This window comes from Thalassococcus profundi, assembly GCF_003344785.1.
Taxonomy (GTDB): Bacteria; Pseudomonadota; Alphaproteobacteria; order Rhodobacterales; family Rhodobacteraceae; genus Puniceibacterium; species Puniceibacterium profundi.
Genome location: NZ_QPMK01000002.1, coordinates 406198 through 425141, shown reverse-complemented (window position 1 = coordinate 425141; position 18944 = coordinate 406198). Strand labels below are relative to the sequence as shown.

Below are 18944 nucleotides of genomic sequence, written 5' to 3'. Positions count from 1 at the left end.
ATGGGCACCTTACGCTGCGTCGAGCGATGCTGACCCAATGTGCGGCAGGCCCGGCGCTCAGATACGCCAAGGGTCTGCCGCACATGGTCGATACATCGACGGCGGCGGGCGGGGCTCAGAAGTTTCCCCGGGCGGCCTCGGTCAGGATCATCTTGTCCAGCGTCAGATCCGAAACCGCACGCCTGAGCCGCGTATTCTCGGTCTCAAGCTGCTTCAGCCGTTTGAGCTGGTCCCGGCTCATGCCGCCATATTCTTTGCGCCAACGGTAATAGGTCTGCTGCGTCACCCCGATCTGGCGCACGGCTTCCGCAATCGAGCTGCCTTGACCTTGCAGAACTTCAACCTGCCGCAGCTTCAGCACAATCTCTTCGGGCTTGTCTCGCTTTCCAGCCATCACATGGTCCTCCTGAAACGGGATAATACTATCCCAGTTAGTGGACCACTTCAGTGGGGGCACTCCAAGCCACATTTCGCCAGCGCTCTGCCAGCTTTCGAGCGTCTGCCAACCCGAGGGCAGGAAAACCACCCAAGCCCATTTCGCGTCGCCGTCCGTGCACCGTCACGCGAAGCACCCATTGCGCCCCACCATCCTCCCGCTTCACCAGCCAAAGGCCAGCGCCATCACAGTGTTTGCCGACGGGGGCAGTTTTTATAAAGGCCGTGGTCAGCCTGCTTTTTGCCCGCACTTCTCATCCCCCTAAATATCCACCCGAAGCTAGTGGATGGGGACGGACAAGACAAGACATGTAAGGACAGTCTTACCTATATTTTAAGGGGATTGATCGCAAAAATAGACAAACTAGATTCAATAAAAACAATAGGTTGGTGCCCTTCAGCGGCACCACCTTTCCGCGAACCGGCACTTTTTGCGTCGGAAAATCTCGTATCAGAGCGTCGGACGGATGCGATGCGAGACGTTCTTCGAACGCCGCTCCTGCTGACCGACGCGAACGGCCCGCAGCGGTACTGCGACGCCGCGGGCGGCGGGCGATCCGGATATCCTCAGTAGATCGCCATGTACCGGATGATGATCGGCGTGAGGGTGATCAGGAACAGCGCCGGCAGCATCAGGAAGGACATCACCACCGACATCTGCACCGGCAGGCGGTTGGCCTTTTCCTGTGCGGCCAGTTCGCGGTACTCGCGCATCTCTTTCGCGTAGGATTTCAGCGCTGTGGTCAGGCTGGTGCCGAATTGCAGCGACTGGATGATGACAAGGGCAAAGCTCTTGGCCTCTTCGACGCCCATGCGTTCGGCCATGTCGAACATCGCCGCCTCGCGGTCGCGCCCGGCGCCGATCTCGTTCTGGAGGGTGAGGAACTCGTAGGCGATCTCGGGCGACACCTTGTGGATCTCAGATCCCACGCGGCTCATCGCGGCGTCGAGGCCAAGGCCGGCCTCGACCGAGATCTGCAACAGGTCCATGGCGTTGGGAAAGGCCTTGCGGATGCGGTTCTGCCGCGCGGCGATGCGGGACTTGAGCAGGTAGCTGGGCCCGTAGAAGCCCGCCGCGGTGCCGACGGCGGCGATCTGCATCAGTCCGATGCGGGGAAAATCGAGCACGGCGCGGGCGGCGTCGGCGGGCAGCAGCCCGGCGCGGGCCAGCGCGAATGTGCCGAAGACCAGGACCGGCGGCAACACCGCAAGCGCCAGCCGCAGGACAAAGAAATGCTGCACCGCGCGGGCATGGGTGAACCCGACCTTGGCGAGCTGGAACTGGATCTGCGCGCGCTCTGACGGGTCCTCGGGGATCAGCGCGCGCGCCAGACCGCGGGGCGTTTCCTCGGCGATCTTGGCAAGGCTCGGGCCGCCGGGCCCGCCGTGCCGCACCGCAAGCCCCCGCATCCGTGCCGCCGGCCTGTCGCGCTGCGCGAGAAAGCCGACACCGCCCGACACCAGCAGCACGAGCGCCAGCGCCGCAAGGTAGTAAAGCGCGTTGCCGGCGAACAGTCCGTCTTGCAGCTGCATCATGGGGAACACTCCGGTTCGGGGTCAGGCCTGGAAATTGACCAGGCGGCGCAGGATGAGGAAATTGGCCACGACCAGCGCCACGATGGTGCAGGCAATGGGCAGGAACAGAGGATCGTCCGAGACGGCGCCGTAGTAGTCCGGCGCCATCAGGCTGGTGGCGCCGAAGATCACCAGCGGCAGCGACGACAGCAGCAGAGACGAGATGCGGCCCTCGGAAGACAGCGCCCGAACCCGGCGGCGCAGCATGATCCGTGACCGGATCACGCCCGACAGCGTGGCCAGCATGTCGGCCAGGTTGCCGCCGGTGCCGTGCTGGATGCGGATGCTGACGGCGAGGTAGTGCATGTCCTCCTGGTCGATCTTGTCGGCAAGGTCGCTCAGCGCGTCGGTAAGGTAATCGCCGTGGCCGATCTTTTTCTCGATCACCCGGAATTCGGCGCCGATCGGGTCGGGCATGGTGCGGGCGACGTTCGAGATCGTGGCACTGATCGGATGGCCGATGCGCAGCCCGCGCATCATCAGGTCGAGTGCGTCGGGCAATTGGGTCACGAACCTGTCCACATAGGCCGCATGCCGTGCGCGCAGCACGGCGACGGCGGTCAGCGCCACACTGCCCGCGAGACCCAGCGCCAGCAGAGCGGAGCCTGTACCGAGGAAGGCCAGAATGCCAAAGGCCAGCGCCGCGACGGCGACGCAGAGCAGAAAGCCGCGGCCCGACACCGGAAGTCCCAGCGTTTCGGTCATGCGCTGCATGTCGCGCAGGAACGGCTGCTTGCTGCCGCCGTCGGCTTCGGCTGCGCGCAGCAAAAGCAGATCGGTGTCGGTCATCCGGGGTGCTGCGCTGCGCATCCGCGCCAGCTTGCGCTCGGTCTCGGCCGAGCTTTCGGTCAGTATGAGTTTCAGCGCCACGGGCAGCACCAGCGCGCAGGCGGCCAGCAGAAGTGCCCAGAACAGTCCGATGCCCATGTCAGCTTGCCTCGCGGATGCGGAAGGTGTCTTCGGGCAGGTCGAGCCCGGCGGTGCGCAACACCTCGAGACAGCGGGGACGCACACCGGTGGCGATCATCCGGCCCTGCACGGTGCCGTCCTCGTCGACGCCGGTGCGGCGGAAGACGAAGATGTCCTGCATCAGGATCGTGTCGCCGTCGAGCCCGGTCAGTTCCGAGATGCTCAGCACCCGGCGGCGGCCGTCCGAGAGGCGCGAGGTCTGCACCACGAGGTTCAGGCCCGAGGCGATCTGTGCGCGGATGACCGAAAGGGGGATGTCTCCGCCGCACATGGCGACCATCTGCTCAAGCCGGCTCAGCGCGTCGCGGGCGGTGTTGGCGTGGATCGTGGTCATCGACCCGTCGTGCCCGGTGTTCATCGCCTGCAGCATGTCGAAGGCTTCGTTGCCGCGCACCTCGCCGACGATGATCCGGTCGGGGCGCATGCGCAGGGCGTTGACGATCAGGTCGCGCTGGGTGATCCGGCCCTTGCCCTCGGCGTTCGAGGGCCGGGTTTCCAGCCGCACGACGTGTTCCTGCTGCAGTTGCAGTTCGGCGGCGTCCTCGATGGTGACGATGCGGTGGCGTGGGTCGGCGAAGGCCGAGATCGCGTTCAGCAGCGTGGTCTTGCCCGATCCGGTGCCGCCCGAGATCAGCGTGTTCAGCCGCCCGCGGCTCGCGGCCTTGAGGAATTCCGCCGCCGGACCGGTCAGTGCGCCGGTTTCGACCAGCTTGTCCATGCGCAGCGGGTGGCGCGAGAATTTGCGGATCGACAGGGACGGCCCGTCGATGGCGCAGGGCCGGATGATCGCGTTGACGCGGCTACCGTCTTCGAGCCGCGCATCGACCCAGGGCTGGCTTTCGTCGATGCGGCGGCCGACGCTGCTGACGATCTTGTCGATGATCCGCAGCAGGTGGCGTTCGTCGTGAAACCGCGCCGGGCTGCGTTCGAGGATGCCCGCGCGTTCGACAAAGACGTGATCGACGCCGTTGACGAGGATGTCACTGATCGTCGGATCGGCCAGCAGCGGCTCCAGCGGGCCGAGGCCCAGCACCTCGTCCAGCAATTCGTCCACCAACGCCTGGAACGGCTGCGCGGGCATCACGCGGCCCGCGTCCTGCAGATGGCGCGCGGTGAGCGTGGCGATGTCGCGGCGCAGGTCGGCAGAGGAGACGGAGTCGAGCTTGGCGAGGTTCAGCGTCTCGAGCAGCTTGTGATGCAGCTGGCTCTTGAGCTCCAGATGCGGGTCCTTGCGGGACGGTTTTGCCGGTTCCGAAGCGGCGGCGGGCAGCGGCACGACGGTTGTGGGCTTGGCGGGGGCCGCCGTCTCCGGGGCGCTGGTTTCGCGGCGCGGCGCGCGGGCATCGCCGCGCGTGGTGTGGAACGTGCGGAACATCAGCTGGCCTCCGTCCGGGTCAGGGCAAAGAGTGTCTGGGACAGCGCCGAGATCGCCTTGCCGGGGCGCGACTTCGGTCCGCTCTGGATCATCGGCACGCCCGCATCCAGCGCCTTGCGGGCGCGGGCAGGATCGTCCGGGATCCAGTGTTCCAGCCGCCGGCCCAGCAGCCGCGCCGCTTCTTTCTGCGCATCCGACAGGATCATCGGGCGGCGCTCCTTGTTGATCACCACCTGCACGGTCAGGGTCATGTGTTCTTCGGTCAGCACGTCGATCAGGCGGCGCGTACGCTTGATCGAGGGGACCGAGGTGTCGGTGACGATCAGCGCCTGCACCGCGCGTTCGAAGACCGGTTCGATCCAGTCCAGCATCGCCTGCGGCATGTCGACGATGATGTGGTCGTAGCGCTTTTGCAGGGCCTGCATCAGTGCCTCGACCATGTCGGGCGTCAGGGCCGTCAGCGGCGCGAAGATATCGGGTGCAGCGAGCACGTCGATGCCGCTGGAATGCCGGGCCATCGCGGCGTCGAGGAAGCTGTCATCGGGCGTGTCGGCGTTGCAGAGCAGCGCGGACATCGGCGCCGAATCCGGCAGGTCGAGCAGCACGCCGACCGATCCGTTCTGGATGTCGAGGTCGATCAGCGCGACCCGGCGCGGCGACTTGGCCTCGCGCAGGATGTCGAGCGCGAGGTTCACGGCCAGCGTCGACGCCCCGGCGCCGCCCCGCGCGCGCAGGACGGTGGTGATGCGGCCGGCGCCGACCTCTGCCTCGTCTGCCGGACGGGTGCGGGGCGCCGGCCGGGGTGTCTCTGCCTGTGCCGGGATGGCTGGCGTGGCATCGGGTGCCACAGGTTCGGCTGCCGCAGGGCTGTCCTGATACTCCGGCGCGGGGGCCGCTTCGAGCATCCCGGCAAGGCGATCCGCCGCTGTCTCCGAAAGGTGCAGCCGTGAGGTCGCAGGTGCCGCAGCTGTGTCGGCAGGTTTCGGCGGGGTGGCAGAGGTCTCTGCTGCCGGCTCCTTGATCGCGGGCAAGGGCAGCACGCGGGATACCCCGGCGCTCAGCAACCGGGCTTCGAGGGTCTGCGGCACCGGGCCGTTGACCATCGCGACGCAATGCATCCGCACGCCGGGCCGGGAGGTCAGGCAATGGATCGCCGCCATGACGCTGCTGTCCTCCGCGGTCACATGGACCATCAGGAAATCGCAAGTGCCCCAGTCTGCTGTATCGTCCAGCACCAGTCGCGTGAGGTCGCTGTGAAAGACCTGCACGTCGATCATCTCGTCGGTCCCCAGGGACGCCCGGATGCGCTGCGCGACCGCGGGCTGCGGCGCGACCACAAAGACCTGCATCCGCGCGATGACGGGGGTTGCGTCCTCGCCGTGCTGGTCGAGATCGAGTTCGGAGAAGGCATAGGTCATGGCAGTGTCCTTACTTCAGGTCTTCGGCGGGGAGCGATGCGCTCATGGAGGGAAAGGCGAAGGCGGTGCCGAGGCGTCCGTCGTCGGTGCCCCCGGCCAGCGCCACGAAGGCGCCGAGCGGCGAGATGAACTGGTATTCCAGATCGGTGATCTCGACCGTGACGATGGGCGCATAGGGCGCGCCGACGCGGTTGAGGTCCGGGTCGTAGCTGTAGGTGAAGCGCAGATTTTCGGGACCGGCTCCCACCGGCAGCAGAGCGGCGATCTGCGTGAGGATCGCGGCGGCCTGCGGCTGCCCGGCGCTGCCGGTGCAGGTGACCGTCGCGGGCGCACGGCAAACGCCCGGGGCATCCGAGCAGCGGGTGCCGTTGCGCACCGACAGGTTCAGCGTGCCGAGCAGGGTCCGGCGCACCACGGGGGCGACATTCTGGCAGATCGCCGGACGCACGACGGCCATCCGCGCGGCGGTTTCGGTCGCCTTTTCGGCCAGCACATAGGAAAACCCGAGGCGCCCGAAATCGATCACGCCGAAGACCATCAGCACGAAAAGGCCCAGCACGACAGCCAGTTCGACCAGCACGGTGCCGGCCTCATCGCGCCAGACGCGGGTGATATGACGCGCGGCGCGGATCATGCGCCGAGGATCCGCGTGCGGTCGGTGACCACGGTGGTCACGTTGGCCGGGGCCGCGCCGACCATGCTGAAAAGCCCGGCGAAGGGGTAGTCGATCTGCAGCACCGCCGTGACCGTGGCCACCGGGGCGGCACCGCCGCGAAAGCTGCCGGCGTCGCAGTCCAGCGTCGCGGTCACGCCGTCGATGCGGATGCTGCTGGGGAACAGGGTGCCGCCGCCCTGGGTGTTGCGCACGATGTCGGTCAGCCGGGCGTTCCAGCCGCCCAGGCTGCCGCCGCCAGCGCAGATGTCCTGCGGGGCGGCACGGCTCAGGAACCGTGCGGCGTCGCGGACGCCGGTGATGGTGGTCTGGTAGGACCAGAAGGTACGGCCGCCCTCGATGGCGATGCCGAGAAACAGAAGGAAGGTCGGCAGCAGCAGGGCGAATTCGACCAGCGCCGCGCCGTCTTCGTCGCGCCGGACGGCGCGCAGGGACAGGCGGCGGATCATTCGACCAGCCTCACGACATCCTGCACCTGGGTATCGAGGTTGCCGTTGCCGCAGGAGCCGCCGAGACAAGCGGTGACCTCGACGTTCAGCAGGCCGTCTTCGCCCGGGCCCAGCACGAAAACCTCGAGGAACTGCCGCACCGGCGGCAGCGCGCCGTTGGACGCATTGCTGCAGTCGACACCGGCCAGCACCATCAGCCGGCGGGTTGGGTCGGCGGGCGTCGGCGGCACGCAAAGCTGTGGCAGCAGCGCGCCGGTGACGCCGCCCAAGAGACCGCCGACCAGACCGCCGGAGGACCCGCCGGACGACGGGGCCGGGCCGATGCTCGCGGCGACTTCGGCCTGGTAGAACTCGAACCGCGTGCTGGCGTTCGGGAAGGGGTCGGTGCCGTCGTAGTGGGCAGCGATATAGGCGTCCCGCCCGGCCTGCCAGCTGCCGTTGCCCTGAACCGAGCAGGTCCCGGCGGCAAAGCAATCGTCCAGCGGCAGACCGAGCTGCTCTGGCGCCACATTCCCTGGCGTGCAGAGCCCCGTGGCGCTCAGGACACCGCCAAGAAGGCTGGGTGCCACGGGAAAGTCGTCGTTTCCGGCAAGGGCCGAGGTCAGCCCGTCGAAAATGCCGAAGCGTGTGTTCACGGCGTCGAGAATGTCCTGCGCCTGCACATCCGCTGAAATGGTCAGGCCGGAACTGCCGCGGCAGGCGGTCTCGGGCTGCTGCGCCGCCAGGAGGCAGGCGTCGAGCGCGCCGCCGCTGAGCCCCAGGCAGACCGACAGGCCGTCCAGAAGCGACGACAGCGTGTCGACGGCGATCAGATCGCCCGGCAGGGTCACGCTGGCCGAGACATTGGCGCCCAGAGACAAGGATGTGCCCACGGCGGTCTGCGCCGAAAAGTTCACGTCCGGCAGGCACACGGCAAGCGGAGAGACGTCGCAGGCTTCGACATTGAACTGCGCGACCGAGGTCGCTTGAACGGTGTCGTCGACGAAAGCGGTGTCGCGCAGCGCCGCCATGGCGGCGGCAAAGGGCAGGCTCACCCGGCGTTCGGCGACGCGCACTTCGACGTAGCGCGCCTGCGCGGGGACGGTTGTGACCTGCGCGGCGGTACGCTGAAATCCGGCACCGCTGTCGCGGTAGAAGGTCAGGGTGATGTCATCGGCATCCAGAGCTGCGCCGCCGTCGGCGTAGGTCTGGCTGTCGGTGATCAGGGTCTGTGCCGCGACGCGGGCGCGGTCGATGGCATCGGGGGCGCCGTCAAGTTCGGCCGCCGCGGCCAGGCTGACGGAGTCGGCATAGGATTGCAGTTCGGACTGGCTGGTCGACAGACGTCCCGCATCCACCACCAGCGCGGCAAGGCCCAGCATCGCCGCCAGCGCGAAGCCCCAGAAGACCAGGATCGCGCCGGATTCGGATGATCTGAAATGGCAAAGCGGGCGGGGACGCATCGGGAACCTTCGAAGATGGGAGGCAGAGGGGGCTCCGCCCGGTCGCGACGATGTCGGCCGGGAGGAGCGGTACTCGCACTGTTCGGGTACTCGTAAAGACTTGGTAGGCGGGGCTTAGCTGCCGGCAGCGGCCTGCACCGGCATGGCTTCGCTGGCGGCGCCCATGGTTGCGCCGACGTCGCCCGACAGGGTCAGCAGGGCGCCTGCGCCCAGGGTCACGGCGAGGCCGAGCGCGATGCCGTACTCGACCAGCGTGGCGCCGTCTTCGTCGGATTTGAAACGGGAAAGAAGTTTGGTGAGGGTGGTCATGGTGTCTGTCCTTCAAGGTAGGATCGCAGGGAATGTCTGCGGGTTACGTGTCTGTCCTGTCCGGGCTGTTCGGACCTGATGAGAAGAACTTACCGACTATTAACCAGGCCTTCGTCGCTCAGATGGATGATAAAAAGAGGTAAGATTGGGGCAAAGTTGCGTCTCTATGGCCATAGTCCTGACGCGTTGCACGGCTGAGGCCGCTCTAGGGGCTGGTCAAGACCCGCCCCGCATGGTTTCCTTCAGAGATAGCTACGGCAAAGATACCTGTTCTGTTGAATGGTCCGCGGTCCTGGCGCGTCTCGCGGGCCGAGGTTTGGTGAAAACGATGCCCACCAGAGGATACCGTCGACGCGTTGACGTGCTGCCCTTCGAGGGCGCGTCCGATCTGCATTGCAGGCTGGCGCGGTCGTTTGCGCTGGTTACCGACTGGATGGGCGCCCTCACCGGGCGCTACGAAATGGCCGAGGTTCTCGAGACCGCGGCACATCAGACCGGCGCGTACAGTGTGTCGGCCTTCCGCATCGACGTGACGACCGGACGGGCCGACCTGATCTGCGGTGTCAACCTTCTGGGCGCGCCGGGAACCAAGGCCACCGTGTCCCGGCGTCTGGCGCAGTACGCCTTGCAGCATCACGCGGACAGGATGATGCCCGGCACGATCTGGCGCGCGACCGAGCTGTCGAAAGAGCCCGCATTCGCGGCGAGCGAGGCGGCGCGGGAACGGCAGGGCCATCGCGGCCTCATCGAGATCAGCCTGATCGTCCTGGAGCGGATCGACGACCGCTGCGATTTTATGGAAATCAGCTTTGAAACGGCGCCGGTCCGCAGCGCCGAGATTCCGTCGATCATCGTGACCAACGCGATGGCCGATGTCTGGGCGCTGAAGACCCCCGGATTGATCGACGCGATGATCGCCGAAGAACGTCGCCGTCGCGGCGCGCCGCCGGCGTCCGAACAGACGCTGTTCCACGTCTCCAACCCGTATGGCCTCACGCGGTCGGAATTGGGGGTGTGCCGCCTGCTTAGTCACGGTCACAATCCCAAGACTATCGCCGAGACGCTGGGCCTGTCGATCGCCACGGTGCGCACGCACCTCCGCAATCTCTATGCCAAGACCGGGACGTCGGGGCAGGTCTCTCTGGTGTCGCTGGCGCGGCAGGACGAAACGACAGAGGACGTCTGAGCGCCTGCTGCTCTCTGCTGCGCCTCGGCTTTCGCTCTGGCGCCTCAGCCGTCCTTGCCGTCCAGCCAGGCGCGGATGATCGCGCGGTGCCGCGCGGCGTCGTAGCTGGGGAAATGGCCGCCATGCACGATGCGCACCGGCAGATCGTAAAGCCGCACCATCGACCGGTAATAATCAGTGGCATCGGCATGGTAGGTGTCTTCGATCAACGGTCCGTCATAGACGATGTCGCCTGAAAACAGGATGCCGGTCGCCGCCTCCCAAAGCGCGATACCGCCCGGCGAATGCCCCGGCGTGTGGATCACCTCGAAGTGGCGGTCGCCCAAGTCCACGACGTCGCCATCCTCGAGCAGCCGGGTCGCCGGCGCGGCTTTGACGCCATAGTCGGCGGATTGGTACGGCAGGGGCGGGAGGCGGTCGAAGATGTCGTCGGTGACGTAGTTGGCGAGGATCGCGTCATAGGCGGGATCGGCCAGGATCCCGGCCTCGGCCCGATGCACGCAGCGGTCGGCGAATTCATGGTGGCAGCCGATGTGATCGAAATGCGTGTGGCTCGCCACCGCGGTCAGGCTGCGTTCGGTCACCAGCGGCACCCAGTCCCGCAGCGACACGACGCCCATGCCGCTGTCCACCAGCATGTCCCGGTCGCGTCCGCGCACGTGCCAGCAGTTGCAGCGGTAGAACTCCTGGATGAACGGTTCGGAAATCAGGGTGACGTCGTCGCCCTTGCGCTCGATCCGCCACCAGTCTTCGGGTTTCGCGCGGTCCATCACGCCTCCTCTGCCGGGAACACCGTCAGGCCGTCGTGATCTGCGCAAAGGTCCAGCACGTCGTCAGGCTCCGGGATCGAACCGGGCGGCAGATGCACCACCAGTCGCATGTCGGGCGCTGCCACGGGTGTCACATGCGCGCGCACGTGGGTGCCGAAAAACGCGGCATCCTGCACCGTGGCGCGGCCCAGGCTGAATCCGCCCTTTCCGATGTGGATCGCCTCGGGGCGCAGGCAAAGCGTGACCTTGCCCTCCGACATCCGCGGGTTGTGGATCTTTCCAAACGCGGTGCGGGTGGTTTCGTTCTCGTTGATGCCGGGAATGCGGTTCATCTCGCCCATGAAGGCGGCGGCGAAGAGCGTGGCCGGGTCGCGGTAGACCCGCGCCGGCGGGCCGGCATCCTCGATCCGGCCGGCGTTCATCACTACGATGCGGTCGGCGATGGCCATCGCCTCTTCCTGGTCGTGGGTCACGTGCACGAAGGTCGTCCCGACCTGGCGCTGGATCGACTTGAGCTCGTCCTGCATCGACCGGCGCAGTTTCAGGTCGAGCGCGCCCAATGGCTCGTCCAGCAGCAGCACATCGGGCTCAACGGCCAAGGCGCGGGCCAGCGCGACCCGCTGCCGCTGCCCGCCCGACAGGGCATGCGGACGCTTGGCGGCGTCCTTTTCCAGACCCACGAGCGCCAGCATATCGAGCGCGCGGGCGTGGCGTTTCGCGCGGCCCATGCCGCCCATGCGCAGGCCGAAGGCGACGTTGTCGCGCAGGCTCATGTGCGGGAACAAGGCGTAGTCCTGGAACATCGTGGTGGTCGGGCGCTTGGCAGGAGAGAGGCGCGTCACGTCCTGCCCGGCGATGTGCACCGTGCCCTGGCTGGGTTCGACGAAACCGCCCAGAACCGACAGCAGCGTGGTCTTGCCGCAGCCCGAAGGCCCCAGCAGGGTGATGTATTCCCCGGCGGCGATGTCGAGCGAAATGTCGGTCAGCGCCTGGAAGTCGCCGAACCAGTGATTGATGCCGTCGAGGCGGACAGGGGCGGTCATGCGCGTTTCCGGAAGACAAGGATTTCAAGGAGCAGCACCGCCGTGACAGATACCAGGAAAACAAGGCTGCCGATGGCGTTGAGCCGTGGCGACAGGCCCGAGCGCAGCATCGACCAGATCTCGACCGGCAGGGTGATGTCGAAGCGGGTGAGCAGGAAGGCGATGATGAATTCGTCCCAGCTGAGCGTGACCGAGAGGAAGAACGCGGCGAGGATCGCGGGGGCCAGCATCGGCGCGGTGATGAGCAGGATCACCTGCGCCTCGTTGGCGCCAAGGTCGCGGGCGGCACGTTCGGCGTTCTGCTGCTGCGCGCCCATCGACGCGTAGATGATCGCAAAACAGAGCGGCAGGTTGATGACCACGTGCCCGATCCCCGCGGTCCAGAGCGACAGGCCCAGCCCCAGCCGTTGCAGAACCATCAGCAGGCCAAGGCCCACGATCAGGTAGCTGACGGTCAGCGGCGCGATCAGCAGTCCGCGCATCAGCGCCGCCCCCGGCAGGACGAACCGTGCCAGCGCATAGGCGGCGAGGAACCCCAGCGCGCAGGCGACGGCGGCGCTGCCGACGGCGACGATCAGCGAATTCCGAAGGGCGTCGGTCAGGTCGTCGTCCGACAGGATGTCGCCGTACCATTGCAGGCTTGGCCCGTCGAAGGGGGGCACCGGCAAGCTGCCGCCCTGGAACGAGAACAGCACCAGCGCGCCCACGGGCAGGTAAATGAAGACGAAGGCTGCGACGAGGTAGAGCCAGGGCGCCGCGCGCATCATATCCGGTCGAGCCTCAGCCAGCGCGCGCAGGCGAGATAGGCCAGCGTCACCAGCCCCATCAGCACGATCGCCAGCGCCGAGGCGAGGGGGAAATCCGCCCGCCTCCCAAGCTGCACCATGATGACCTGCGGCACGGTCAGCTCGTTGTTGCCGCCCAGGATCTGCGGTGTGATGTAGTCGCCGATGCAGAGCACGAAGGTCAGGAAGGCGCCGGTGACGATGCCGGGCAGGGTCAGCGGCAGGACGACGTGCCAGAAGGTCTGGAACGCGTTGGCGCCCAGGTCCATCGCCGCGCGGCGGTAGTTCGGCGACAGCTGCACCAGGTTGGCGAAGATCGTCAGCGTCAGCAGCATGACGAAGAAATGCACGAAACCCGTCACCGTGGCGATGCGGGTGTTGGCGAGCGTGATCGGCTCCGCGATCAGGCCCAGCGTCATCAGCGTCTGGTTCACCACGCCCTCGCGCGCCAGCACCAGCAGCCAGGCGTAGGAGCGCACCACGTAAGACGTCCAGAACGGCAGGATCGCGAGCAAGAGCGCCAGCCGCTGCCAGCGCTGCGGCACGCGGAACGCGATGATCCAGGCCAGCGGATAGGCCAACAGGACCGACAGCGCCGTGACCGTGAGGGTGATTTCCAGCGACACGAGGATGGCGCGCCAGATATAGGCCTTGTCCGCGATCTCGGCGTAGTTCGACAGCGACAGGCCCCAGACCAGCGTGCGCCCGTCCAGCGTCGCAAGGCTCATCGCGCCCATCACCACGAAGGGCACGACGAAGAACGCGACCGTCCAGAGCAGGGCGGGGGCGGCAAGCCCCCAGCCCAGGGTCCGGTCGCGCAGCGGCATCACTGCGACAGGGTCTCCAGCCACAGGTCCTGCATCTCGATATCCAGATCGGTATCGGGCGCGGGATAGAGCTGGGTGCGCGCCAGGTAATCGGGCTGTTCATCCCAGCGCAGCGCGGTTTTCTGGGCATCGCTCAGCAGGTCGCCGGCCTTGGCATTGGCGGGCATCCCCCAGAAGCACGACGAGGTCGCAAGTGCCGCCTGGCCTTCGGGGCTGACGATGTATTTCACGAACTCGGTCGCCAGCTCGGGCTTTTCGCTGTCGGCCAGCACGCCGATGCTCTGGGTCCAGCGCACCGCGCCCTGCTCGGGGATGGTCCAGGTCAGCTCTGGCCGTTCGTTCGACAGCACCGCGGTCAGCCATTCGCCGCCGCCCACCACGATGTCGACTTCGCCCGTGGCCAGCGCCGTCTGCGCGGCGACCACGCCCGCGACCGAGGCCGAGCGCTCTTTCATCGTCGACAGCGTCGCGCCGATGCTTTCCAGCGATGTGCCGTCGATATCCGCCGTCGCGATGCCGTCGGCCAGCGCCGCGAGCCCCATCACCGGCAGGTAGTAATCGTAGATCGACAGACGGCCGGCGTATTTCTCGGACAGGACTGCGGCCATGTCCTGCATGTCGGCCTCGTCCACCGCGTCGGCATTGTAGGAGATGGTGTTGTAGCCGAATTTCTCGGTCACCGCGTAGACCTGTCCGTCGGCGGAGTTGTTCTCTTCCATGACCACCTCGGGAAAGAAGTCCGCTGTGGGCAGGTCGTCGGCGGGAAGCGGGGCGAGGATGCCTGCATCAACCGCGCGGAAGACGTCGATGCCGTCGATCACCAGCACGTCCCAGTCGCCCGGGCGGGATTGTTCCAGCAGCGCCAGCGCAGCCCCTGTGCCTTCGTATTCGCGCAGGTTGACCTTGGCGTTGAACTTTTCCTCGAAGGGTTCGATCAGCGCCGGATCGGTGTGGTCGCACCACACCAGCGCGTTCAGCTCTTCCTGAGCGGTTGCCGCGCCTGCGGCGCAGACAAGGACCGTGGTGCCCGTCAGGCGGGCCAGGCAATTGCTCATTTTCATATCTCCCCATTGGTTTTGCGGCGGCACGTTCGGCTGCCTTCGAGAAAAAAGTTGAACCGGTTCATTTTTCTAGTCAACCTGTATTTCGAAAACCGTCGGTCACAAGGGCGCTTCCATGCCGGGTCTGCGCGAAGAACAGAAAGCCAAGCGCGAAAAGCGCATTTTGCAGGCAGCGGTGAGCAGATTCCGCGAATGCGGATACGATTCCGTTCGAATCGAGGACCTGGCCCAACTGGCCGGGGTCTCTGTCGGGACGGTCTACAATTACTACCAGAACAAGGGCGACATCCTCATCGCGACGGTCGCGATGGAGGTCGAGGAGGTGCTTCAGATCGGCCAGAACATCGCCGATCAGCCGCCGAACGGGGCGGAAAAGGCGCTGCTCAAGCTGATCTTCAACTACTACGACCACTCTTTGATTTACCTGACCAAGGAAATGTGGCGCACCGCCATGGCGCTGTCCATCGAACATCCCGGAACTCCCAACGGCCGCCGCTACACCGAGCTGGACCGTCGTCTGGGCCAGCAGGTCACCGACCTGATCGCCACTCTGCAGGGTCGCGGAGAAATTCGCGCCGGACTCGATCCGGCGGTTCTGGGCCAACTGGTCTTCAACAACCTCAACATGGAATTCATCGAATTCGTGAAGGACGAAAAGATGCCGCTGAAAACGCTGCGCAACCGGGTGACCGCACAGATCGCCCCGTTTGCCCGCATGATCGCAGAAGAAGGACCGGAATGACCCGTTTCAACCAGCCGCTGGGCGGCAACGACATGCCCCGTTTCGGCGGGCCCGCCACGATGATGCGCCTGCCTGCCGCCGAGAACGCCGCCGGACTCGATGCCTGTTTCGTGGGCATCCCGATGGACATCGGCACATCGAACCGTCCCGGCACGCGGCTGGGGCCGCGGCAGATCCGGGACGAGAGCCGGATGCTGCGCCCCTACAACATGGCGACGGGCGCCGCCCCGTTCGAGCACATGCAGGTGGCCGACATCGGCGACGTGCCGATCAACACCTTCGACCTGAAGAAATCGGTCGAGATCATCGCAGAACATTATCGCGGCATCCTCGGGCATGGCGCGGTGCCGCTGACGCTGGGCGGCGATCACACGCTGTCCTGGCCGATTCTGCGCGCGATCAAGGAACGGCATGGACCCGTCGCGCTCATTCACGTCGATGCCCATGCCGACATCAACGACGAGATGTTCGGGGAAAAGGTCGCCCACGGCTGTCCCTTCCGCCGCGCCTGGGAAGAGGACTGCCTGCTCAATGACAAGGTGTTCCAGATCGGCCTGCGTGGCACCGGCTACAGCCCCGACGATTTCGACTGGGGTCGCGACAAGGGCTGGACGGTCGTGCAGGCCGAGGACTGCTGGTACAAGTCCCTCGCCCCGCTGATGGCCGAGGTCCGCGACAGGATCGGCGATGCGCCGGTCTATCTCAGCTTCGATATCGACAGCCTCGACCCGGCTTTCGCCCCCGGAACCGGCACGGTCGAACCCGGCGGGCTTTCGACCTGGCAGGCGCTCGAAATCGTGCGCGGCTGCGCCGGGCTGACCCTTGTCGGCGGCGACCTGGTCGAGGTCTCGCCGCCTTACGATCCCAGCGGCAACACCGCGCTGATCGGGGCCAACCTGCTTTACGAGATGCTCTGCGTCCTGCCCGGTGCAGCGCGCTGATCCGGGTCAGGGCTTGGCCGACAGATCCTTGAGGATCGGACAGTCCGGGCGGTTGTCACCGGCGCAGGAGCGGATAAGCTCGCCCAGCGTGTCGCGCATCGACTGAAGCTGGGAAATTTTCTCGTCTATGCGGGCCAGGTGATCCTCCGCCACCGCTTTCACATCCGCCGAGGCGCGGCCTTCGTCGGCGTAGAGCGCCAGCAGGGTGCGGCAATCCTCGATGGTGAAGCCAAGCGCCCGGGCGCGGTGCAGGAAGGCCAGCCGATGCAGGTCCTGCCCGTCGAAGCTGCGGTAGCCGTTGCCGTCGCGCCGGGGTGCGATGAGGCCGATTTCCTCGTAATAGCGGATGGTCTTGGGCGGCAGTCCGGCCCGCTTGGCCACTTCTCCGATGTTCATGTCAGCGCCTCCCTTTGCCGTTCCGCGCCCGTGTCGCGCGGCGCCGCGTCCGGTGCACCGATCCGGCGCAGACGCAGCGCGTTGGTCACCACGAAGACTGACGAGAGTGCCATCGCCCCAGCCGCCAGCATCGGCGACAGCATCATGCCGGTCAGCGGATAAAGCACCCCCGCTGCCACCGGCACCAGCGCGACGTTGTATCCGAAGGCCCAGACGAGGTTTTGCTTGATATTGCGCAGCACCCGGGCCGAGACGTGGCGCGCGGTAACCGCGGCGGTGATGTCGCCGGACACCAGAACGACGTCGGCCGCGTCGATGGCCACGTCCGTGCCGGTGCCGACAGCAAGGCCCACGTCCGCCGCCGCCAGTGCCGGGGCGTCGTTGATCCCGTCGCCGGTAAAGGCCACGGCGCCGTACGTCCTTTGCAGGCGCTCAATGGCGGCGACCTTGCCGTCCGGGCGCACGCCGGCCTCCACGTGGTCGATGCCCAACTCGGCTGCGATGGCACGGGCGCTGGCGGGCGTGTCGCCCGTGATCATCGCGACTTTCACCCCGGCGCGGCGCAAGGACGCCACCGCGTCGCGGCTGGTCGGCTTGATCGGGTCGGCCACTGCGAACAAGGCCGCCGCCGCGCCGTCCATCGCCACGAGCACCGGCGTCTGGCCGCGGGATTCGACCTCGGTCATGGCGTCCCGCAGGGAATCGAGCGCCACGCCTTTCTCTGCCATCAGCCGGGCGGTGCCGATCAGCACCTCCCGCCCTTCGACCCGGGCGCGCAACCCGTCGCCCGGCAAGGCCTCGAAATTCTCGATCGTCGGCAGGGGCCCCGAGGCCGCCGCCTCGATGGCACGGGCGATGGGGTGTTCCGAGTGCCGCTCGACCGCCGCCGTCAGCCGCAGAACTGCGTCGGTATCGACGCCATCCGCGCCATGACGAGCCACCAGCGCAGGCGCGCCACAGGTCAGCGTGCCGGTCTTGTCGAAGGCCATCACCGGCACTTCGGCCAGCCGCTGCAGCGCGTCACCCCGGCGAAACAGGACGCCCAGCTCGGCCGCCCGGCCGGTGCCGACCATGATCGACGTGGGCGTCGCCAGACCCATTGCGCAGGGGCAGGCGATGATCAGCACCGACACGCCCGCCACCAGCGCATGGCTGAGCGCGGGGGACGGGCCCACCGCCAGCCAGACGGCGACCGTCACGACAGCGATGGCGATGATCGCGGGTACGAACCAGAGCACGACCTTGTCGGCCAGCGCCTGGATTGGCAGCTTGGCGCCCTGGGCGTCCTGCACCATCGCGATGATCCGCGCCAGCACCGTGTCGCGCCCCACCGCCGTGGCCCGGAACCGCAGGGCGCCGGAGCCGTTGATCGTGCCGCCGGTGACGCTGTCGCCGAGGGATTTCTCGACCGGCACCGGCTCTCCGGTGACAAGGCTTTCGTCGATGTAGGACCGGCCCTCGATCACCTCGCCGTCGACCGCCACGCGTTCACCGGGCCGCAGGTGCAGGATGTCACCCGCGCGCAGCGCCTCTGCGGGCAGTTCGACAACCTCGCCGTCGCGCTCGACCCGCGCCACGTCCGGGCGCAGCGCCATCAGCTTGCGGATCGCTTCGCCCGTGCGGCCCTTGGCGCGCGCCTCGAGCCAGCGGCCCAGCAGGATCAGCGTCACGATCACGCCCGCCGCCTCGAAATAGACCGCGCGCGCAGCCTCGGGCAGCAATCCCGGAGCGAAAAGCGCGACGCTGGAGTAACTCCAGGCCGACAGCGTACCAAGCGCCACGAGCGAATTCATGTCGGGAGTCCCGCGCGCCAGCAGCGGCAGACCGATGGACAGGAACCGCCGCCCCGGTCCGAACAGCACAGCCGAGATCACTAGGAACTGGACGAACCACCAGACGGATTGACCCACCAGCCCGGTCACCGCGTGATGCACCGCGGGCACCAGGTGACCGCCCATTTCGACCAGAAAGACCGGCAGCGTCAGCGCCCCGGCGATCAGCGTATCGCGCCAAAGCCGCGCCTGTGCGTCTTCATGCACGTCGGTCGTTGGGCCGGAGCGGTCTTCGGCCCGTGCCTCGTATCCTGCCTTGCGCACCGCCTCGGTCAGGGCGGCAAGGTCCACGGCGCCGCCCAGGTGACGCACGGTGGCCGTTTCGGTGGCAAGGTTGACCGTGGCGTCGAGAACGCCGGGTTCCGCCGTCAGCGCCTTCTCGACCCGCGCCGAGCAGGACGCGCAGCTCATCCCGTCGATGGACAGATGCACCGTCTCGGTCGCCGCGGGGTATCCCGCCGCACCCAGCGCGTCAGCCAGCGCCTTCGGCGTCACATCGCCGGTGACCCGCGCGGTGTGATCGGCAAGGTTCACATTCGACTGCGCGACGCCGGGCACCGCCGACAACGCCCGTTCAGCGCGGCCCGCACACCCGGCGCAACTCATCCCGGTGATCTCGAATCGCAAGCTCGCTTCGGCCATGGTGGCCTCCTCTGTCCGTCTCAGGGCAGAGATAGGGGTTCCCGTGACTGGAAGGTCAAGAGCCGTCCGGCGAT

19 protein-coding genes and 1 pseudogene are annotated in these 18944 nt (G+C 66.9%); 3 read left to right on the top strand and 17 right to left on the bottom strand.

The features are described from left to right. The 10 genes and pseudogenes from DU478_RS04280 to DU478_RS04235 form a co-directional block, all read right to left on the bottom strand. Positions 1 to 394 (bottom strand): annotated as a pseudogene (locus DU478_RS04280) (transposase); the annotation flags it as partial. A 37-nt stretch (positions 395 to 431) separates the two neighbouring features. Next, complete coding sequence (locus tag DU478_RS04275; protein ID WP_114509694.1) at positions 432 to 686, bottom strand: Arm DNA-binding domain-containing protein; 255 nt, start codon at positions 684 to 686, stop codon at positions 432 to 434. 316 nt (positions 687 to 1002) lie between these two features. Continuing rightward, positions 1003 to 1971, bottom strand: a complete 969-nt coding sequence (locus DU478_RS04270) for a type II secretion system F family protein (protein WP_114509693.1) — start codon at positions 1969 to 1971, stop codon at positions 1003 to 1005. Between the two features lie 21 nt (positions 1972 to 1992). Continuing rightward, positions 1993 to 2937, bottom strand: coding sequence for a type II secretion system F family protein (locus tag DU478_RS04265; protein ID WP_114509692.1), 945 nt, complete (start codon positions 2935 to 2937; stop codon positions 1993 to 1995). A gap of 1 nt (position 2938) precedes the next feature. Beyond that, entirely contained in the window at positions 2939 to 4354 is a 1416-nt protein-coding gene (locus DU478_RS04260) for a CpaF family protein (RefSeq protein ID WP_114509691.1), read from the bottom strand. Next, positions 4354 to 5772 (bottom strand): AAA family ATPase, encoded by a 1419-nt coding sequence (locus DU478_RS04255; protein ID WP_114509690.1) that lies wholly within the window; start codon positions 5770 to 5772, stop codon positions 4354 to 4356. The genes DU478_RS04260 and DU478_RS04255 overlap by 1 nt, the downstream gene beginning before the upstream one ends. Before the next feature lie 10 nt (positions 5773 to 5782). Continuing rightward, on the bottom strand, positions 5783 to 6406 hold the full coding sequence (locus DU478_RS04250) for a TadE/TadG family type IV pilus assembly protein (RefSeq protein WP_114509689.1): 624 nt from the start codon (positions 6404 to 6406) through the stop codon (positions 5783 to 5785). Continuing rightward, positions 6403 to 6894 (bottom strand): TadE/TadG family type IV pilus assembly protein, encoded by a 492-nt coding sequence (locus DU478_RS04245; RefSeq protein ID WP_114509688.1) that lies wholly within the window; start codon positions 6892 to 6894, stop codon positions 6403 to 6405. Before DU478_RS04245 ends, DU478_RS04250 begins: the two co-directional genes overlap by 4 nt. Continuing rightward, entirely contained in the window at positions 6891 to 8336 is a 1446-nt protein-coding gene (locus DU478_RS04240) for a pilus assembly protein TadG-related protein (protein ID WP_114509687.1), read from the bottom strand. The genes DU478_RS04245 and DU478_RS04240 overlap by 4 nt, the downstream gene beginning before the upstream one ends. Before the next feature lie 114 nt (positions 8337 to 8450). Next, positions 8451 to 8645 carry a Flp family type IVb pilin gene (locus DU478_RS04235; protein WP_114509686.1) on the bottom strand — a complete coding sequence of 65 codons (195 nt, stop codon included), beginning with the start codon at positions 8643 to 8645 and terminating at the stop codon, positions 8451 to 8453. A 328-nt stretch (positions 8646 to 8973) separates the two neighbouring features. Here DU478_RS04235 and DU478_RS04230 point away from each other — a divergent pair, with 328 nt between their 5' ends. Further along, complete coding sequence (locus DU478_RS04230) at positions 8974 to 9831, top strand: helix-turn-helix transcriptional regulator (RefSeq protein ID WP_158545737.1); 858 nt, start codon at positions 8974 to 8976, stop codon at positions 9829 to 9831. A gap of 44 nt (positions 9832 to 9875) precedes the next feature. Here the strand turns inward: DU478_RS04230 and DU478_RS04225 are convergent, their stop codons facing one another. Genes DU478_RS04225 through DU478_RS04205 form a run of 5 tightly spaced genes read right to left on the bottom strand, consistent with a single transcriptional unit; the run spans position 9876 to position 14311 of the window. Then, a complete protein-coding gene (locus DU478_RS04225) occupies positions 9876 to 10601 on the bottom strand; it encodes an MBL fold metallo-hydrolase (RefSeq protein ID WP_114509684.1) in 726 nt (241 codons plus the stop codon). Continuing rightward, positions 10601 to 11644: an ABC transporter ATP-binding protein gene (locus tag DU478_RS23685; RefSeq protein ID WP_114509683.1), complete on the bottom strand. Its 1044-nt coding sequence runs from the start codon at positions 11642 to 11644 to the stop codon at positions 10601 to 10603. The genes DU478_RS04225 and DU478_RS23685 overlap by 1 nt, the downstream gene beginning before the upstream one ends. Then, the gene (locus DU478_RS04215) at positions 11641 to 12411 is read right to left on the bottom strand and encodes an ABC transporter permease (RefSeq protein WP_114509682.1); all 771 of its coding nucleotides are present in this window, start codon (positions 12409 to 12411) and stop codon (positions 11641 to 11643) included. Before DU478_RS04215 ends, DU478_RS23685 begins: the two co-directional genes overlap by 4 nt. Then, complete coding sequence (locus tag DU478_RS04210; RefSeq protein WP_233501101.1) at positions 12408 to 13280, bottom strand: ABC transporter permease; 873 nt, start codon at positions 13278 to 13280, stop codon at positions 12408 to 12410. The genes DU478_RS04215 and DU478_RS04210 overlap by 4 nt, the downstream gene beginning before the upstream one ends. Continuing rightward, positions 13256 to 14311, bottom strand: coding sequence for an extracellular solute-binding protein (locus tag DU478_RS04205; RefSeq protein ID WP_114509719.1), 1056 nt, complete (start codon positions 14309 to 14311; stop codon positions 13256 to 13258). The genes DU478_RS04210 and DU478_RS04205 overlap by 25 nt, the downstream gene beginning before the upstream one ends. A gap of 121 nt (positions 14312 to 14432) precedes the next feature. Here DU478_RS04205 and DU478_RS04200 point away from each other — a divergent pair, with 121 nt between their 5' ends. Together DU478_RS04200 and speB are read left to right on the top strand one after the other, a co-directional pair. Further along, positions 14433 to 15059: a TetR/AcrR family transcriptional regulator gene (locus DU478_RS04200; protein ID WP_114509680.1), complete on the top strand. Its 627-nt coding sequence runs from the start codon at positions 14433 to 14435 to the stop codon at positions 15057 to 15059. Continuing rightward, the gene (speB, locus tag DU478_RS04195; protein ID WP_114509679.1) at positions 15056 to 16000 is read left to right on the top strand and encodes an agmatinase; all 945 of its coding nucleotides are present in this window, start codon (positions 15056 to 15058) and stop codon (positions 15998 to 16000) included. Before DU478_RS04200 ends, speB begins: the two co-directional genes overlap by 4 nt. 6 nt (positions 16001 to 16006) lie before the next feature. Here the strand turns inward: speB and cueR are convergent, their stop codons facing one another. Both cueR and DU478_RS04185 read right to left on the bottom strand, forming a co-directional pair. Then, positions 16007 to 16396 carry a Cu(I)-responsive transcriptional regulator gene (cueR, locus tag DU478_RS04190; protein ID WP_114509678.1) on the bottom strand — a complete coding sequence of 130 codons (390 nt, stop codon included), beginning with the start codon at positions 16394 to 16396 and terminating at the stop codon, positions 16007 to 16009. Continuing rightward, positions 16393 to 18870: a heavy metal translocating P-type ATPase gene (locus DU478_RS04185; protein ID WP_114509677.1), complete on the bottom strand. Its 2478-nt coding sequence runs from the start codon at positions 18868 to 18870 to the stop codon at positions 16393 to 16395. Before DU478_RS04185 ends, cueR begins: the two co-directional genes overlap by 4 nt. Positions 18871 to 18944 lie beyond the last annotated feature (74 nt).

Coding starts and splice junctions, on each gene's coding strand:
- DU478_RS04185 (WP_114509677.1), bottom strand. CDS start 18,870: ATGGCCGAAGCGAGCTTGCGATTCGAGATCACCGGGATGAGTTGCGCC.
- DU478_RS04240 (WP_114509687.1), bottom strand. CDS start 8,336: ATGCGTCCCCGCCCGCTTTGCCATTTCAGATCATCCGAATCCGGCGCG.
- DU478_RS04200 (WP_114509680.1), top strand. CDS start 14,433: ATGCCGGGTCTGCGCGAAGAACAGAAAGCCAAGCGCGAAAAGCGCATT.
- DU478_RS04250 (WP_114509689.1), bottom strand. CDS start 6,406: ATGATCCGCGCCGCGCGTCATATCACCCGCGTCTGGCGCGATGAGGCC.
- DU478_RS23685 (WP_114509683.1), bottom strand. CDS start 11,644: ATGACCGCCCCTGTCCGCCTCGACGGCATCAATCACTGGTTCGGCGAC.
- DU478_RS04215 (WP_114509682.1), bottom strand. CDS start 12,411: ATGATGCGCGCGGCGCCCTGGCTCTACCTCGTCGCAGCCTTCGTCTTC.
- DU478_RS04265 (WP_114509692.1), bottom strand. CDS start 2,937: ATGGGCATCGGACTGTTCTGGGCACTTCTGCTGGCCGCCTGCGCGCTG.
- cueR (WP_114509678.1), bottom strand. CDS start 16,396: ATGAACATCGGAGAAGTGGCCAAGCGGGCCGGACTGCCGCCCAAGACC.
- DU478_RS04235 (WP_114509686.1), bottom strand. CDS start 8,645: ATGACCACCCTCACCAAACTTCTTTCCCGTTTCAAATCCGACGAAGAC.
- DU478_RS04260 (WP_114509691.1), bottom strand. CDS start 4,354: ATGTTCCGCACGTTCCACACCACGCGCGGCGATGCCCGCGCGCCGCGC.
- DU478_RS04255 (WP_114509690.1), bottom strand. CDS start 5,772: ATGACCTATGCCTTCTCCGAACTCGATCTCGACCAGCACGGCGAGGAC.
- DU478_RS04245 (WP_114509688.1), bottom strand. CDS start 6,894: ATGATCCGCCGCCTGTCCCTGCGCGCCGTCCGGCGCGACGAAGACGGC.
- DU478_RS04230 (WP_158545737.1), top strand. CDS start 8,974: ATGCCCACCAGAGGATACCGTCGACGCGTTGACGTGCTGCCCTTCGAG.
- speB (WP_114509679.1), top strand. CDS start 15,056: ATGACCCGTTTCAACCAGCCGCTGGGCGGCAACGACATGCCCCGTTTC.
- DU478_RS04225 (WP_114509684.1), bottom strand. CDS start 10,601: ATGGACCGCGCGAAACCCGAAGACTGGTGGCGGATCGAGCGCAAGGGC.
- DU478_RS04270 (WP_114509693.1), bottom strand. CDS start 1,971: ATGATGCAGCTGCAAGACGGACTGTTCGCCGGCAACGCGCTTTACTAC.
- DU478_RS04205 (WP_114509719.1), bottom strand. CDS start 14,311: ATGAGCAATTGCCTGGCCCGCCTGACGGGCACCACGGTCCTTGTCTGC.